This is a genomic window from Jiangella endophytica (assembly GCF_003427025.1).
Taxonomy (GTDB): domain Bacteria; phylum Actinomycetota; class Actinomycetes; order Jiangellales; family Jiangellaceae; genus Jiangella; species Jiangella endophytica.
On sequence record NZ_QVAI01000001.1, the window covers coordinates 544,361 to 558,966 of the forward strand.

At 75.3% G+C, this 14,606-nt stretch carries 15 protein-coding genes; 6 read left to right on the forward strand and 9 right to left on the reverse strand.

Going from position 1 to position 14,606, the window contains the following annotated elements; translation table 11 throughout:
• Positions 1-5: 5 nt before the first annotated feature.
• Both DZA62_RS02580 and DZA62_RS02585 read right to left on the reverse strand, forming a co-directional pair.
• Positions 6-1,946, reverse strand: coding sequence for a sensor histidine kinase (locus DZA62_RS02580; protein WP_116947181.1), 1,941 nt, complete (start codon positions 1,944-1,946; stop codon positions 6-8).
• 4 nt (positions 1,947-1,950) lie between these two features.
• Positions 1,951-2,418, reverse strand: a complete 468-nt coding sequence (locus DZA62_RS02585; RefSeq protein WP_116947182.1) for a hypothetical protein — start codon at positions 2,416-2,418, stop codon at positions 1,951-1,953.
• 95 nt (positions 2,419-2,513) lie between these two features.
• Between DZA62_RS02585 and DZA62_RS02590 the strand changes: the two genes are divergently transcribed.
• Positions 2,514-3,152 carry a response regulator transcription factor gene (locus DZA62_RS02590; RefSeq protein WP_116947183.1) on the forward strand — a complete coding sequence of 213 codons (639 nt, stop codon included), beginning with the start codon at positions 2,514-2,516 and terminating at the stop codon, positions 3,150-3,152.
• Here the strand turns inward: DZA62_RS02590 and DZA62_RS02595 are convergent.
• The 7 genes from DZA62_RS02595 to DZA62_RS02620 all read right to left on the reverse strand — a co-directional run bounded on the left by DZA62_RS02595 (position 3,149) and on the right by DZA62_RS02620 (position 9,084).
• Positions 3,149-3,643, reverse strand: coding sequence for a M50 family metallopeptidase (locus DZA62_RS02595; protein WP_116947184.1), 495 nt, complete (start codon positions 3,641-3,643; stop codon positions 3,149-3,151). The genes DZA62_RS02590 and DZA62_RS02595 overlap by 4 nt on opposite strands.
• Positions 3,630-4,211, reverse strand: coding sequence for a flavoprotein (locus DZA62_RS02600; protein ID WP_157987421.1), 582 nt, complete (start codon positions 4,209-4,211; stop codon positions 3,630-3,632). The genes DZA62_RS02595 and DZA62_RS02600 overlap by 14 nt, the downstream gene beginning before the upstream one ends.
• A gap of 5 nt (positions 4,212-4,216) precedes the next feature.
• Complete coding sequence (locus DZA62_RS02605; protein ID WP_116947186.1) at positions 4,217-5,176, reverse strand: hypothetical protein; 960 nt, start codon at positions 5,174-5,176, stop codon at positions 4,217-4,219.
• Complete coding sequence (locus tag DZA62_RS02610) at positions 5,173-6,120, reverse strand: T3SS effector HopA1 family protein (protein WP_116947187.1); 948 nt, start codon at positions 6,118-6,120, stop codon at positions 5,173-5,175. Before DZA62_RS02610 ends, DZA62_RS02605 begins: the two co-directional genes overlap by 4 nt.
• The gene (locus DZA62_RS02615) at positions 6,117-7,121 is read right to left on the reverse strand and encodes a phosphotransferase family protein (RefSeq protein WP_157987422.1); all 1,005 of its coding nucleotides are present in this window, start codon (positions 7,119-7,121) and stop codon (positions 6,117-6,119) included. Before DZA62_RS02615 ends, DZA62_RS02610 begins: the two co-directional genes overlap by 4 nt.
• Before the next feature lie 68 nt (positions 7,122-7,189).
• A complete protein-coding gene (locus DZA62_RS35470) occupies positions 7,190-7,357 on the reverse strand; it encodes a hypothetical protein (protein ID WP_157987423.1) in 168 nt (55 codons plus the stop codon).
• A gap of 125 nt (positions 7,358-7,482) precedes the next feature.
• Positions 7,483-9,084 carry an acyl-CoA carboxylase subunit beta gene (locus DZA62_RS02620; protein WP_116947189.1) on the reverse strand — a complete coding sequence of 534 codons (1,602 nt, stop codon included), beginning with the start codon at positions 9,082-9,084 and terminating at the stop codon, positions 7,483-7,485.
• A 126-nt stretch (positions 9,085-9,210) separates the two neighbouring features.
• Here DZA62_RS02620 and DZA62_RS02625 point away from each other — a divergent pair, with 126 nt between their 5' ends.
• From DZA62_RS02625 to DZA62_RS02645, 5 genes are read left to right on the forward strand one after another with little or no spacing between them, the layout of a single operon-like run.
• Positions 9,211-11,868, forward strand: coding sequence for a phosphoenolpyruvate carboxylase (locus DZA62_RS02625; protein ID WP_116947190.1), 2,658 nt, complete (start codon positions 9,211-9,213; stop codon positions 11,866-11,868).
• Positions 11,868-12,608: a biotin--[acetyl-CoA-carboxylase] ligase gene (locus DZA62_RS02630; RefSeq protein ID WP_116947191.1), complete on the forward strand. Its 741-nt coding sequence runs from the start codon at positions 11,868-11,870 to the stop codon at positions 12,606-12,608. Before DZA62_RS02625 ends, DZA62_RS02630 begins: the two co-directional genes overlap by 1 nt.
• 46 nt (positions 12,609-12,654) lie before the next feature.
• On the forward strand, positions 12,655-13,164 hold the full coding sequence (locus DZA62_RS02635; RefSeq protein WP_116947192.1) for a PH domain-containing protein: 510 nt from the start codon (positions 12,655-12,657) through the stop codon (positions 13,162-13,164).
• The gene (locus DZA62_RS02640) at positions 13,161-14,180 is read left to right on the forward strand and encodes an adenylate/guanylate cyclase domain-containing protein (protein ID WP_116947193.1); all 1,020 of its coding nucleotides are present in this window, start codon (positions 13,161-13,163) and stop codon (positions 14,178-14,180) included. The genes DZA62_RS02635 and DZA62_RS02640 overlap by 4 nt, the downstream gene beginning before the upstream one ends.
• Positions 14,170-14,568, forward strand: a complete 399-nt coding sequence (locus DZA62_RS02645; protein ID WP_116947194.1) for an NUDIX domain-containing protein — start codon at positions 14,170-14,172, stop codon at positions 14,566-14,568. The genes DZA62_RS02640 and DZA62_RS02645 overlap by 11 nt, the downstream gene beginning before the upstream one ends.
• The last annotated feature ends 38 nt before the right edge of the window (positions 14,569-14,606 follow it).

Sequence of the window (14,606 nt, forward strand, 5' to 3'; positions counted from 1 at the left end):
GCGCCTCACCCTAACCGGTGCAGCGGGATGACCGCGGTGACCGTCGTGCCGCCGGATCCGGGCGTCACCTCGAGCCGGCCGCCCAGTTCGGTCGCGCGCAGTCGCATCGACTCCAGTCCGACGCCGCCGTCGCGCGCCAGCGGGCCGCCGCGGCCGTCGTCGGCGACCCGCAGCAGCACGTCGTCGTCGCAGTGCCGGAGCAGGACGTCGCAACGCCCGGCGCCGGCGTGCCGGGCCACGTTGCTCAGCGCCTCGGCGGCGATCCGGTAGAGCGCGACCTCGACGGCGGCGGGCAGCCCGGCGAGGTCGCCGTCGACGACGACCTCGTGCGGCAACCCGGTCAGCACCGTGCCGGCCTGCTGACGCAGGGCGGTGGGCAGCCCCTGGTCCAGGGCAGGGGGCCGCAGCCCGTCGACGACGCGGCGGATCTCGCCCGCGCAGCCGGTGAGGTCGGTGACCGCGGCGTCCAGCATGGCCACCACGTCCGCCGCGCCGGCCGTGGTGGCCCCGGCCTGGGCGGCCCGCACCTGCATCCGGGTGCCGACCAGGGCGGGCCCGAGGCCGTCGTGCAGGTCGCGCCGGATGCGCAGCCGCTCCTCCTCGCGCGCCAGCACGAGCGCTTCGCGTGAGCGCTGCAGCGCCAGCGTGAGCCGGTGCGCCTGGGCGGCGATGCCGGCCTGGGACGCGACGTCGCGCAGCAGGGTGCGCTCGGCCGGCGTGAACACCTCGCCGGCCCGCCGCGGCGCCACCTCCAGGGAACCGACCCGCTCGCCGTGGGCCAGCAGCGCGAAGGTGGTCAGCTCGGGCTGTGGCCGGCCGTGTGCGGCGGTCACGTAGCTGCCGTCGCTGGTGTCGACGACCATCCGCGCGTACGGCACCCGGAGCGCGTCGACGAGCGTCACGACCAGCTGGTCGAGCATCGTGCCGGGATCGCCCGCCTCCTGCATGCGCCGCCCGAGCCGCTGCAGCACGAGATGCGGTGTGTCGCGGTCGCCGAACAGCAACCGGTCGACCGCCCGCTGCACGGCCCGCCGGGCGGGGTCGAAGCCGGCCGCGACCAGTCCGGTGGCCAGCGCCGACGCCACGACGGTGGCGCCGCCGGAGCGCAGCCGACTGCCGGCCAGCCCGATACCGACGGCGTAGACGCCCAGGACCAGCAGCGTCATCACCAGCCAGACCAGGGTGCGGTTGACGACGAGATCGAGGTCGCCGAGGCGGAACCGGAGGACGGCGATCCCGATGCCCAGCGGCAGCGCCACCACGCCCGGGACCAACGCGCCGCTCACACCGGTCGCGTCCAGGACCACTCCGGCGGCGAACAGCACACCGGCCGGCAGCATGCAGGCCAGCTGCCGCCGGAGCAGCGATTCGGCGCCGCGGGCCCGGCGCAGCAGCGATGCCACCACGAGCAGCGACGAGACGATCAGCACCAGCGCCACCGCGATGACGCCGCGGACCAGCACGTGTGCCAGCGGCGAGCCGGACTCGCCGCTGGTCAGCAACGAGCGCGGGTGCTGCGCAGCCGCGACGGCCAGCGCCAGCGTGCCGGTACCGGCGCACGCGGCGAGGACGACGGCCAGCGGCCGCCAGCGCTGCGACGGCAGAGCGCCGTCCGGGAAGAACAGCAGCGCCAGCGGCACCAACGCGGCCGCGGGCCACCAGGCCCACTGCGCGACCCAGGCCGGGACGACGGCGCCGGACCACGCGACGGCGGTGACGGCGCCGGCGGCCAGCATCCCGGTGGCCAGCACCAGCCGTGCGACGGCGTGACCCGGCTGGGCGCGGGTCAGGAACAGGCCCACCGGGAGGAAACCGGCGGCGAGCGCCAGCAGCATGTCCAGCGGCGCGTCGACCCGCCCGGACGGCCCGACCAGGAAACCGGCCGCCGCGAGCACCACCAGGACGAGGCAGCCCCAGCGGGCCGCCGCCGTCGACCAGCGGCCCACGGGCTCAGACGTGGAACAGGTTGTGGAACCACCCGGCGCGGTGACCCGGCCCGGGACGCACGTCGAGCTCGCCGTTCAGCGCGTCGAGCACGTCGGCCAACGACCCCTTGGGGCGGGGCACCTCGGTGGCCGGCGGCAGCGACTGCTGCCGGCCGAGGCCGGGGTCGGCGGTGAGCCGCCGCTGGGCGAGTTCGAGGGCGGTCGCGACGCGGGCGGCGACGGCGTCCGGGTCGGCCGCCCCGCCGTCCGGCCCGAACCCGGCGACGACCAGCTCCGCGGTCACGACCGGCCACAGCCGGCGGCCGGTCGCGTCGTACAGCTCGACCACCCGTTCGTCGGGATGGTCGTCGTGGCCGGCGGGCAGGTGCGCGAGCATCGCCTCGGTGGTGCCGACGTGCAGGAACGTGTGGTCGGCGGAGATCGCCAGGACGAGGTCGTCGAGGCCGACCGGGAACGGGTCCGTGCTGGTCACGATGGCTTCTCCTCATGATCGCGGGCAGGCTGAGAAATGCACCCTAGTGGGCCGGTTGTGACAGTTCGTGCGTCGGCTTCGCTACGCTCGGCGTCATGGCGAGCGACCCGCTGACCGTGCTGCTGGTCGACGACCATCCGGTGGTCCGGCGCGGGTTGCGGGCGCTGCTCGGGGCCCAGCCGTGGGCCGGCGAGCTCCACGAGGCCGACACCGTGGCGCGCGGCCTCGAGTTGGCGCGCGAGCACCGTCCGGACGTCGCCGTGGTCGACCTCGCGCTGCCCGACGGCGACGGCGGAGAGCTGGTCGAGCGGTTGCCGCCGGAGTGCGCCGTCCTCGTGCTGACGATGACGGTCGACCCGGGGCGGGCCCGGGCGCTGCTCGCGGCCGGCGCCGCCGGTTACCTGGCCAAGGAGACCGACCCCGACGTGGTCGTCGACGCGATCCGGACGGTGGCCGGCGGCGGCCTGGTGCTGGGGCCGAACCTCGACCGGTCCGTCGTGCTGGGCGCGGCTCCGGCGGCCGGAGCGCTGCCGTCCCCGTTCGACCGCCTCAGCCCGCGGGAGCTGCAGATCGCCACGCTGATGGGGCAGGGCCGGTCGAACGCCGAGATCGCGCGCGCTCTGTCGCTGGCCGACAAGACGGTCCGCAACCAGGTGTCGTCGCTGCTGGTGAAGCTCGGCGCGCGGGACCGTCTCCAGGCCGCGCTGCTGGTACGCGAGCACGGCCTGGCCTAGACGGCGGCGCGGCGGTCGCGCCACGCGCGCAGGGCGCGGGCGCCGTCGCTGCGTGGGCCGGCGGTCAGTGCGGACAGCGTCACGAACGCGTTGAGCACCAGGAGCACCCGGCCCAGGTACCAGCCGTCCGAGGTGCCGGCGACGACGGCGAGCCCGGCCAGCGCCAGCAGCGCCGATGCCGCCGGCCCGGCGAGGCAGACCAGCGCCTCGGTGCGCCGGTCGCCGCTCACCGCGCGGACGGTGCCGGCGTCGAGCAGTCCCCGGACGACGATCGTGTGCACCCGCAGCCCGCGCGCGCGGGCCGCCAGCGCATGCCCGGCCTCGTGCACAGCGCAGGTGAGGACGGCGACGGCGCCCGCGGCGGCCCCTCGGGCGGGCGCCGTCCAGGCCCCGTCGTCGCGGGCCAGCAGCGCGGCGACGGCGACGACCGCGGCCAGCTGCAGATACGCGGCCCGGCGCAGCTCGACCCGGGGCCGCTCAGCCGGCGACATCGAGTGGCTCCGATCCGGCGCAGAACCGCGCGGCGAACGCCAGCACCTGCGCCGGCGCCGGCATCGCGCCCGGCCCGACGGAGCCGTCGCCCAGTGAGACCCCGTCGACCGGGTCGAGCACGCCGACGCCGTCGGCGCGCAGCGTGGCGACGTTGCGCCGGACGGCCGGCTTCGCCCACATGGCGGCGTTCATCGCCGGCACCATGACGACCGGGCAGGTCGCCGCCAGCAGGACCGTCGTGAGCAGGTTCGGGGCGAGCCCGAGCGCCGCCTGGGCCAGCAGGTCCGCCGTCGCCGGCATGACCAGGACGAGATCGGCCCAGGCGGCCAGTTCGACGTGCGGCACGATCAGGTCGCCGGTCCGGCCGTCGGTGTAGACGGCGTGCCCTGCCGCCGCGGCCAGCGGAGCCGGCGTCACGAACGTGGCCGCCGCCGGGGTCGTGACCACCCGCAGCTGGACGCCGGCGCCGAGACGCAGCGCGGCCGCGGTCTGCGGCATGGTGGCCGCGGCGACGGAGCCGCCGGCACCGAGCAGGATCCGCCGGCCCGGCCAGAACGGTGCGTCCATCTCCCTCATCTCCCTTCCATCAGTGCGGTCGCCGTGTCCAGGACCGTGTGACCGAGCCCGGCGAGGACGGCGACCGCGTCCGGCCGCGGCCCGAAAGCGGCGATGATGCGGGCTTCGTGGTCCAGGACCTTGACGGCGGCGGCGTCCGCGGCCGCGCGCCAGAACGCCGCGGACAGCGGACGGCCGCCGTCGTACCCTCGCCGGACGGCCGCGGCGACGCTGTCGACCGCCGTCCGGGTCCACGAGTCCGGCCCCTCCGGGGACCCGTGGAGCAGCTGACCGATCTCCAGCAGGTCGCCGACCAGGTAGCCGACGTCGAACCACGCCGGCCCGCCGGCCCGCCCGGACCAGCCGGTCAGGACCGCCAGCACCGGGTCGTCCACCGCCGGCCGGGCGGCGACCAGCAGCTGACCGGTCGACGGCTCTCCGTGCAACGCGACCCGCGGCGACGCCGGCCACGCGCCGCGGACCCGCGCGAACGCGGCGGCCAGACGAGCGTCGGTGCGCGCGAGCGAGCCGGCGGCGTCGACGCGGGCGAGGGCGGCCGGTGCCGTCCCCGGGGCGGCGGAGCCGCGGTCGTGCAGGTCGCGCAGCAGCCGGCCGAGGCCGGCGCCCAGCTCGGCGGGGGCCGGGTGCCCCGGCCCGCCCCGGGTGACGGCGGTCGCGAGCAGCGCCGGTGGCCACGGAACGGCGTACCCGAGGCCGGCGCCGGGCAGCGCGATCGGCACGCCCAGCCGCACCGGGCCGGCGGGCAGCGACGGCGGCGCCGGGGCGGGCTCGGCCGCGCCGTCCGCAGGAGTGTCGAGCCAGAGCCGCGCCCCGTCGAGCTCGGTCAGGGCCCAGCGTGACAGCAGTGGCCCCGCCAGGACGGTCGCGGGCCCCGGCGACAGCGGCCGACCGGCACGGGCGAGCGCCGCCGCCAGCTCGCCCGGCACCATCGCACGGACCGGGACACCGGCGGTCATGGCCGGGCTCCCACGAGTGTCGCGACCGTGCCGGTGTCGGGTTCGGCGGCGCCGGGGCCCAGGTGCGGCCGGGCCGGGTCCAGCCCGGCCTCCCCGAACGCCGTCCGCACGCGGTCCCAGCGCTCCTCGACGCTCGCATCGGTCCCGGCCGCGAGCACGCCTCGTACCAGCAACAGGCATCGGTGCTGGCCGAAGCTCAGCGCCCCGCCCGGCTCGTCGGCGATCGCCAGGCCGGGCGCGACCGTCCTGGTGAACGCGGGTACGGCCGGGCGCAGCCGCACGCCGGGCTCGGCGAGCACGGTCCGCAGCAACGCCGCGACGGCCGCGGACGCGGCGCGCGGCGTGTACAGCACGAGGGCGTCCGGGCGCGGGTGTGCGGCCGGGTCGTTGAGCGTCTTGACGGTGAACGGCAGCCCGGCCGCGTCCAGGTCGCGGATCAGCGCCCGCAGCAGCGGCGCCGCGCCGTCCGCCGTCGTGTTCGCGTACCAGCGCAGCACCGGCCCCGCGTCGGCGCCGGTGCCGGCCAGCCCGGTGGTCAGGTAGAACCCGGCGGAGACGAACCGGCGCTCGGTGGGCACGGCCACCTCGACGCCGCTCGCGACGGCGCGGACCTCGCCGGGTGCGGCCGTGAGCCGGACCCCGTCGGCGGCGGCGACCAGTGTCAGCCGGTCCCCGTCGGACCGGTCCAGCCGCCAGCCGCGCCGCCAGCGCCGCCGGCCGCCGTCGGCCGCACGCAGCCCGGCGACGAACGCGGGGTCCTCACGGTCGGCGGCCAGCCGCCGGTCCTCCGGCGCGGCGGGGTCGTACGGGCGCCCGAGATAGAGGTGCTGGTAGACGGCGGCGTGCAGGGCGGAGGCGGCGACGGTGACGGCGCCGCAGCGGACGGAGCGCTCGTCGAGGGGTTCGATCAGCCGGGTGGCGTCGAGGAGGTCGATGGTGGTCACAGCAGCACCTGCGCCGTTCGGTCGGGGTCGGTGAGGAACTGGGCAGCGAGATGCGCGGTGAGCACGCTCCGGGCGTCCAGCCGCTCGGCCTGCACGCCGGCGGCGAGGGCGCGCTGCAACAGGAAGACGCCCGCGTACGCCGCGATCCGTGGCCGGTCCGCGGACGGCGGCGCGCCGTACGCCGTCAGCGCGGCTCGCACGCGCGTGCGCACCTTGTCCAGCGGCACCGGGCCGGCCGACAACCAGGTCTCCGGTGTCGCGCCGGGGGTGAGGTGCAGCGTGTGCAGCCAGAGCTGAACCAGGTTGCCGGTCAGGCTGCCGACGTCCCAGAGCGGGTCGCCCCAGCCGGCGGTCTCCCAGTCCAGCAGCACGATCCGGGTGTCGTCGCCGGGCGCCACCACCACGTTGTCGTGCTTGACGTCGGCGTGGATCAGAGCACGGGGACTCCAGGCGGCCGCGAGCCGGTCGAGGACGTCGTGGGCGGCCGCCGCGCGAGCCCACACCTCGCGAAAGCCGGACGGGAACGCGGCCAGCGCCGCCGGCGTCACGGTGGCCCAGTCGAGCGTGGGCCGGCCGAGCGGGCCGGTCGGTGTGAGCACCGAGCCGGGCCGCGCCGGCGGCCGGACGGCGTGCAGCCGGGCCAGCGCGGCCCCGATCGCGCCCGCGACGTCCGGGCCGACGTCGTCCCAGCCCTCCGGCCGGCGCCAGTCCTGGTAACCGCGGTAGACGGCGAGCGTGCCGGCGTCGTCCGCGGCCAGTGGCTCGGGCGCGATCGCCGCCAGGGCCGGCAGCGCGTGCAGCTCGCGGACGATGCCGGCCTCCCGGGTCACGTCGGGCCGGCCGGTCCTGGTCCGCTTCGCGAACAGCCGCCGTCCGTCGGCCAGCTCCAGCTGGTAGCAGAGCGCGCGGCCGGGCAGGGCGCGGACGGCCAGCACGTCGTCCGGTGCGGCGAGTCCGGCCCGGGCCAGCCCGGCCAGCAGCGCGTCGTCGATGATCGTCACGGCGAACTCCTCCGGAGACGGAGACGGCCGCCGGGGCACCCGGCCCCGGCAGCCGTCGGGAACGGAGGTCAGCAGCTGAAGCCGTAGCTGGCCGCGATGATCGACGGGCAGTAGATGATCGACGCGATCACGATCGGGGCCAGGCCGTCCTCGGTGGTCTCGGCGGCGCGCTCGGCGACGTCGGCGGACAGCGCGGCCTGCTCGGCGGGGGTCCCGAAGAGGTTCTGAGCGGACATGGTGACTCCTGTTCTCCAGTCCGGAGGCGCCTCTCGCCCCCGGCTGAAGACCACGCTCGCGGCCTGGCCGTCCCGGCCTCCAGGGACAACGTCCCGTCCGGACCAGGAGGAAACGGATCCCTGTCCTAGAGCGGGATGTTGCCGTGCTTCTTGGGCGGCAGCGTCTCGCGCTTGGTGCGCAGCGCCCGCAGCGCCTGCGTCACCGCGACCCGGGTGCGCGACGGCTCGATGACGGCGTCGACGTAGCCGCGTTCGGCGGCGATGTAGGGGTTGGCGAGGGTGTCCTCGTAGTCGGTGATCAGCTCGGCGCGGCGCTCGGCGGGGTCGTCGGCGTCGGCGAGTTCGCGGCGGTAGAGGATGTTGACCGCGCCCTGGGCGCCCATGACGGCGATCTGCGCCGTCGGCCAGGCGAGGTTGACGTCGGCGCCGAGGTGCTTGGAGCCCATGACGTCGTAGGCGCCGCCGTAGGCCTTGCGGGTGATGATCGTGACCAGCGGCACGGTCGCCTCGGCGTAGGCGTAGATGAGCTTCGCGCCGCGGCGGATGATGCCGTTCCACTCCTGGTCGGTGCCGGGCAGGAAGCCGGGCACGTCGACGAAGGTGAGGACGGGGATGTTGAACGCGTCGCAGGTGCGGACGAACCGCGCGGCCTTCTCGGACGCGTCGATGTCGAGGGTGCCGGCGAACTGCAGCGGCTGGTTCGCGACGACGCCGACGGACTGGCCCTCGACGCGGCCGAAGCCGACGACGATGTTGCCGGCGAACAGCGGCTGCACCTCCAGGAAGTCGGCGGCGCCCTCGGCGGTGTCGTCCATCACCGCCTCGATGACGGTGTGCATGTCGTAGGGCTGGTTGGCGCTGTCGGGGACCAGGGTGTCGAGCGCGAGGTCGGCCTCGGTGACCTCCAGCGACGCGACGGCGCCGGGGAACGACGGCGCGGGGTCGAGGTTGTTCTGCGGCAGGTAGGAGAGCAGGGCCTTGACGTAGTCGACGGCGTCGGCCTCGTCGCCGGCCATGTAGTGGGCGTTGCCGCTCTTGGTGTTGTGCGCCCGGGCGCCGCCGAGGTCCTCGAAGCCGACGTCCTCGCCGGTGACGGTCTTGATGACGTCGGGGCCGGTGATGAACATGTGCGACGTCTGGTCGACCATGACGGTGAAGTCGGTGATGGCCGGCGAGTACACGGCGCCGCCGGCGCACGGGCCCATGATCAGCGAGATCTGCGGGATGACGCCGGACGCGTGGACGTTGCGGCGGAAGATCTCGCCGTACAGGCCGAGCGAGACGACGCCCTCCTGGATGCGCGCGCCGCCGGAGTCGTTGATGCCGATCATCGGGCAGCCGGTCTTCAGCGCGAAGTCCATGACCTTGACGATCTTCTCGCCGAACACCTGGCCGAGGCTGCCGCCGAAGACGGTGAAGTCCTGCGCGAACACCGCGACCTGGCGGCCGTCGACCGTGCCGAAGCCGGTGACGACGCCGTCGCCGTAGGGCCGGTTGGCGTCCATGCCGAACGCGGTGGACCGGTGCCGGGCCAGTTCGTCGAACTCGACGAAGGAGCCCTCGTCGAGCAGCATCGCGATGCGCTCGCGGGCGGTCCCCTTGCCGCGCGCATGCTGCTTCTCGACCGCGCCTCCGGAGCCGGCGTGCACGGCATCGTCGATGCGCTGCCGCAGGTCGGCGAGCTTGCCCGCCGTCGTGTGGACGTCCGGAACGTCGGGCGTGGTCATGTGGTGCCTCCGTCGTCAGGTCAAGCTCTAGCAGGGTAGAGCACGTCCGCCGAGCCGGCAGTGACTCCCGTCTCGCACTGTGGGGCGTGCCCCCGGCGTTCCACGCCCGCTGTCTACGCTGGGCGCATGGCCTCTACTGCCACCGGATCCCGCGAAGCAGCGCGCTTCGAGATGCCCGAACGGCTCCGCGCCGACGTCCGGCAACTCGGCGACGCGCTGGGCCAGGTGCTGCGCGAGTACGGCGGCGACGCCCTGCTGGCCGACGTCGAGCGCCTGCGCGAACTGACCATCGCCTCGCACCACGAGGACCAGACGGTCGCCGACGACGCCGCCGCTCAGGCCGAGCACCTGGTCGCGTCGTGGTCGCTCGACCGCGCCGACGAGGTCGCCCGCGCGTTCACCGTCTACTTCCACTTGGTCAACGCCGCCGAGGAGTACCACCGCGTCCGCTCGCTGCGGGCCGGCGACCGCGCCGACCACCCGCTGGCCGGCACCGTCGCGAAGGCGGTCGAGGACGTCGCCCGCCTCGCCGGGCACGACAAGGCCAAGCACCTGCTCGACGGCCTGGAGTTCCGGCCGGTGCTGACGGCGCACCCCACCGAGGCCCGCCGCCGGGCCATCGTCACCTCCATCCGGCGCATCGCGAACCTGCTCGAGCGCCGCGACGACCCCAGGCTCGGCGCGTCCGAGGACGCCGAGACGCAGCGGCAGCTGCTCGAGCAGATCGACGTGCTGTGGCGCACGGCGCCGCTGCGGGTCGACCGCCCCGGCCCGCTCGACGAGGTCCGCACGGCGCTGTCCGCGTTCGACAACGTCCTCTTCCAGGTCGTGCCGCAGGTGTACCGGCGGGCCGAGATGGCACTGGCCGGCGGCACCGACGCGGTCGCCGCGCCGCAGGTGCCGGCGTTCGTCCGGCTCGGCTCCTGGATCGGCGGCGACCGCGACGGCAACCCGCACGTCACCAGTGCCGTCACCCGGCAGGCCATGGCCATCCAGTCCGACCACGTGCTGTCGGCGCTCGAGTCGGCCTGCACCCGGGTCGGCCGCGGGCTCACGCTCGACGCCGCCGCCACGCCGGCGGCCACCGAGCTGCGCCGCATCCTCGCCGACGCGCAGGCGGCGCAGCCCGAGCTGTACACCGAGCTGGCCTCGCGCTCGCCCAACGAGCCGCACCGCATCGCCGTCCTGTACGCGGCCGCCCGTGTCGGCGCCACCCGCCGCCGCGACGCCGACCTCTCCTACACCGCGGCCGATGAGCTGCTGGCCGACCTCCGCGCCGTCCAGGCCAGCCTGGCCGAGGCCGGCGCCGCACGACAGGCCTACGGCGAGCTGCAGGGCCTCATCTGGCAGGTCGAGTCGTTCGGGTTCCACCTGGCCGAGCTCGAGGTCCGCCAGCACAGCGCCGTGCACCGGGCGGCGCTCGAGGAGATCCGGGCCGGCGGTGTGCTGTCCGACCGCACCGAGGAGGTCCTGGCGACCATCCGGGTCATGGCGCAGATCCAGGCCCGGTTCGGCCCCGACGCCTGCCGCCGCTACGTCGTCTCGTTCACCCAGTCCTCCGCCGACGTCGCCACGGTGTTCGAGCTGGCCCGGCACGCGCTCGACGGCCGGCCGCTGGCGCTCGACGTCGTGCCGCTGTTCGAGACCGGCGCCGACCTCGCGGCCTGCGTCGACATCCTCGACGGCGTCCTGGAACTGCCCGAGGTCCGGTCGCGGCTCGAGGAGACCGGCCGGCGCATGGAGATCATGCTCGGCTACTCCGACTCCGCGAAGGACGTCGGGCCGGTGTCGGCGACGCTGGCGCTGTACGACGCGCAGGACCGCCTCACGGCGTGGTCCCGCGACCACGAACTGACGCTGACGATGTTCCACGGCCGCGGCGGGGCGCTGGGGCGGGGCGGCGGGCCGGCCAACCGGGCGGTCCTGGCGCAGGCGCCGGGCTCGGTCGACGGCCGGTTCAAGCTGACGGAGCAGGGCGAGGTCATCTTCGCCCGCTACGGCGACCCCGCCATCGCGCGACGACACATCGAGCAGGTCGCGTCCGCCGTGCTGCTGGCGTCGACGCCCGCGGTCGAGGAACGGGCCCGGGCGGCCGCCGTCGAGTTCGACTCCGTCGCGGAGACCCTCGGCACCGCGGCGCGCGAGGCCTACCACGGGCTGGTCCGCACCGACGGCTTCCCCGAGTGGTTCGCCCGGGTCACCCCGCTCGAGGAGGTCGGCTCACTGCCCATCGGCTCGCGGCCGGCCCGGCGCGGGCTGACGGTGTCGTCGCTCGACGACCTGCGGGCCATCCCGTGGGTGTTCTCGTGGTCGCAGACCCGCGTCACGCTGCCCGGCTGGTACGGCCTCGGCTCCGGCCTGGCCGCCGTCGGCGACCTCGACGTGCTGCGCCGCGCGTACGAGGAGTGGCCGCTGTTCACCGTCATGATGGAGAACGCGGAGATGTCGCTGGCCAAGTCCGACCGCCGCATCGCCGCGCGCTACCTGGCGCTGGGCGACCGCCCGGAGCTGACCGAGCGCATCCTCGCCGAGCACGCGCTGACCACCCGCTGGGTGCTCGACGTCACCGGGCACAGCCGGCTGCTCGAGGACCGTCACGTGCTGGGCCGCGCCGTCGCCCTGCGCAACCCGTACGTCGACGCGCTGTCGTACCTGCAGGTCCGGGCGCTGCGGGCGCTCCGGCAGGCCGACGTCGAGTCCGGCTCGGCGGAGGAGGCGGCCACCCGGCGGCTGCTGCAGATCAGCGTCAACGGCGTCGCGGCCGGCCTGCAGAACACCGGCTGATGTGGGACGTCCACCGGGTCGCCACCACGGGGTCGACGAACGCCGACGTCGCCGCGGCGGCCCGGTCCGGCGCCGCTGAGGGCTACGCCGTCGTCGCCGACCACCAGAGCGCGGGCCGCGGCCGGCTGGACCGACGGTGGGAGGCGCCGCCCGGCACGGCGGTGGCGATGTCGTTCCTGCTCCGGCCCGACGACGTGCCGGTGGTCCGCTGGGCGTGGTTGCCGCTGCTCGCCGGAGTCGCGGTCGTCGACGCCGTCGCCGCGGCGGCCGGCGCGTCCGCCGTCCTCAAGTGGCCGAACGACGTGCTGCTCGACGGCGGCAAGCTGTGCGGCATCCTCGCCGAGCGGGTCGAGACACCGGCCCGGCCGGCCGTCGTCGTCGGCATCGGGCTCAACGTCACGCAGACGGCGCGGCAGCTGCCGCCAGGCGGGGTGTCGCTCGCGTCGTACGGCACCCGGGCCGACGCCGTGCTGGACGCCGTCGGAGACCAGCTGGCTACCCGGTACGCGCACTGGCGGGCGGCCGGCGGTGAGCCGCATGCGTCCGGGCTGGCCGACGACTACGCGAGCCGCTGCGACACCGTCGGCCGCGACGTCCGGGCCGAGCTGCCCGGCGGCGACGCCGTCACGGGCCGCGCCACCGGCGTCGACGACGCCGGACGGCTGCTCATCGCGCCCGCCGGCGGCGGCGACCCGATCGCCGTCGGCGCCGGCGATGTGGTCCATCTGCGTCCGCGGTGAGAGCGCCTGTTCTCCCCGGCGGGCGCGACGTGCCAGGATTCACGCCATGGGGTTTTCCGACAAGCACCTCAGTGACGACGAACAGGTGATCTTCCACCTGCACACGCACGTCAAGGCGCTCATCGTGCCGGTGCTGGTGTTGCTGCTGCTGGCCGCGGGCGTCGGCTTCGGCGTGGGTGCGCTGCCCGACGACGAACTCGTCGGCACCGTGGGCCGCTGGGCCATCGTCATCGTCGCCGTCGTGGCGCTGGGCGCGTGGGTCATCTGGCCGTTCCTCACCTGGCTGACCACGACGTACACCATCACCAGCGAGCGGCTGATCACGAGGCAGGGCATCATCACCCGCACCGGCCGCGACATCCCGCACACCGTCATCAACGACGTCGCGTACGAGATGCAGCTCGTCGACCGCCTCCTGCGCTGCGGCACGCTGGTGGTATCGGCCGCCAGCGAGCAGGGCCAGGTGCGGCTGCACGACGTCCCGCGGGTGCACACCGTCCAGCTACGGCTCAGCGAACTCGTGCGCGAGGCGCACGACCAGGACGAGCGCGCGTGACGCTGCCGCCCGAACCACCGCGGAGACCCACCCCCGACGAGCTCGAACGGCTCCTGCTCGGCGCCTCCCGTCGCTACACGCGGGAGCAGATCGCCGAGGGCGCCGGGCTCACCGTCGACGAGGTGACGCGGTACTGGCGGGCGCTCGGCTTCCCGGACGTCGGCGAGGAGCAGGCGTTCACCGTCTGGGACATGGAGGCGCTGCGCGGCGTCACCGAACTGGTGCAGGACGAGGTGGTCGACGAGGCCACGGCGGTGCAGATGGTGCGGGCGCTGGGCCGCATGACGGGGCGTCTCGCGGAGTGGCACGTCGAGACGCTCGCCGAGATCATCGAGGACAACGAGGCCGCCGGGCACGGCACCGGCAGCCGCCTGACGTCGGCGTACCTGGTGGCGCAGAAACTGCTGCCGGAGTTCGAGCGGCTGCTCATCTACTCGTGGCGGCGCAAGCTGGCCGCGTCGGTCAACCGGCTGGTCGCCATCGGCCGCATCGGCGACGCGCCGCTGCTGGCCGCGCCCGCGTCCGTCGGGTTCGCCGACCTCGTCTCGTTCACCCGGCTCTCCCGCGGCCTCAGCGTCGACGAGCTCGGCGAACTGGTCGAGCGGTTCGAGGCCACCACGAACGACGTCATCTTCGGCACCGGTGGGCGGGTCGTCAAGACGCTCGGCGACGAGGTCGTGTTCACCGCCGACGACACGGAGACGGCGGCGCGCATCGGCTGCCGGCTGGTCGAGGAGATCGGCGAGAACGGCGACCTGCCCGACATCCGCGTCGGCATCGCGACCGGTCCGGTGGTGGCCCGGCTCGGCGACGTCTTCGGCACCCCGACGAACCTCGCCGCCCGGCTGACCGCGCTGGCCGAGCGCAACACCGTCCTCGTCGACGACGTCACGGCGAAGGAGCTGGCCGACGCGCCGGCCTTCGCGCTGCGCGCCCTGCCGCCGACGACGGTGCGCGGCCTGGGCACCGTCAACGCGTTCACCGTCACCCCGCGCCGGCCCGCACATGAGGATTGAGCACCGGGTCGCCGTCGCGGTCCTGGCCGACGGCGGCCGCGTCCTGATGTGCCACCGCCGCGCCGACCGCAGCTGGTACCCCGACGTCTGGGACTTCCCGGGCGGCCACCTGGAGGACGGCGAGTCCGCGGCCGAGGCGGCGCGGCGCGAGTGCGGTGAAGAGCTCGGCATCGAGGCCGGGACGGCGCACCGCGAGCTGGCCCGGTGGGTCGAGCGCGACGAGGACATCACCTTCGTCCAGCTGCTGACTTGGGACGGCACGCCGCACAACCGTGCGCCCGAGGAGCACGACGACGTGCGCTGGTTCACGCTGGCCGAGGCGGTGGAGCTGACGCTGCCCGACCCGCGCTACCCGGAGCTGCTGCGCGCGATCCTGGCGCCCCGGTGACCACGGCCGTCCGCCGGTCGTTCCGTCACGCCGAGCGG

Coding starts and splice junctions, on each gene's coding strand:
- DZA62_RS02590 (WP_116947183.1), top strand. CDS start 2,514: ATGGCGAGCGACCCGCTGACCGTGCTGCTGGTCGACGACCATCCGGTG.
- DZA62_RS02595 (WP_116947184.1), bottom strand. CDS start 3,643: ATGTCGCCGGCTGAGCGGCCCCGGGTCGAGCTGCGCCGGGCCGCGTAT.
- DZA62_RS02600 (WP_157987421.1), bottom strand. CDS start 4,211: ATGGACGCACCGTTCTGGCCGGGCCGGCGGATCCTGCTCGGTGCCGGC.
- DZA62_RS02605 (WP_116947186.1), bottom strand. CDS start 5,176: ATGACCGCCGGTGTCCCGGTCCGTGCGATGGTGCCGGGCGAGCTGGCG.
- DZA62_RS35470 (WP_157987423.1), bottom strand. CDS start 7,357: ATGTCCGCTCAGAACCTCTTCGGGACCCCCGCCGAGCAGGCCGCGCTG.
- DZA62_RS02620 (WP_116947189.1), bottom strand. CDS start 9,084: ATGACCACGCCCGACGTTCCGGACGTCCACACGACGGCGGGCAAGCTC.
- DZA62_RS02625 (WP_116947190.1), top strand. CDS start 9,211: ATGGCCTCTACTGCCACCGGATCCCGCGAAGCAGCGCGCTTCGAGATG.
- DZA62_RS02630 (WP_116947191.1), top strand. CDS start 11,868: ATGTGGGACGTCCACCGGGTCGCCACCACGGGGTCGACGAACGCCGAC.
- DZA62_RS02635 (WP_116947192.1), top strand. CDS start 12,655: ATGGGGTTTTCCGACAAGCACCTCAGTGACGACGAACAGGTGATCTTC.
- DZA62_RS02645 (WP_116947194.1), top strand. CDS start 14,170: ATGAGGATTGAGCACCGGGTCGCCGTCGCGGTCCTGGCCGACGGCGGC.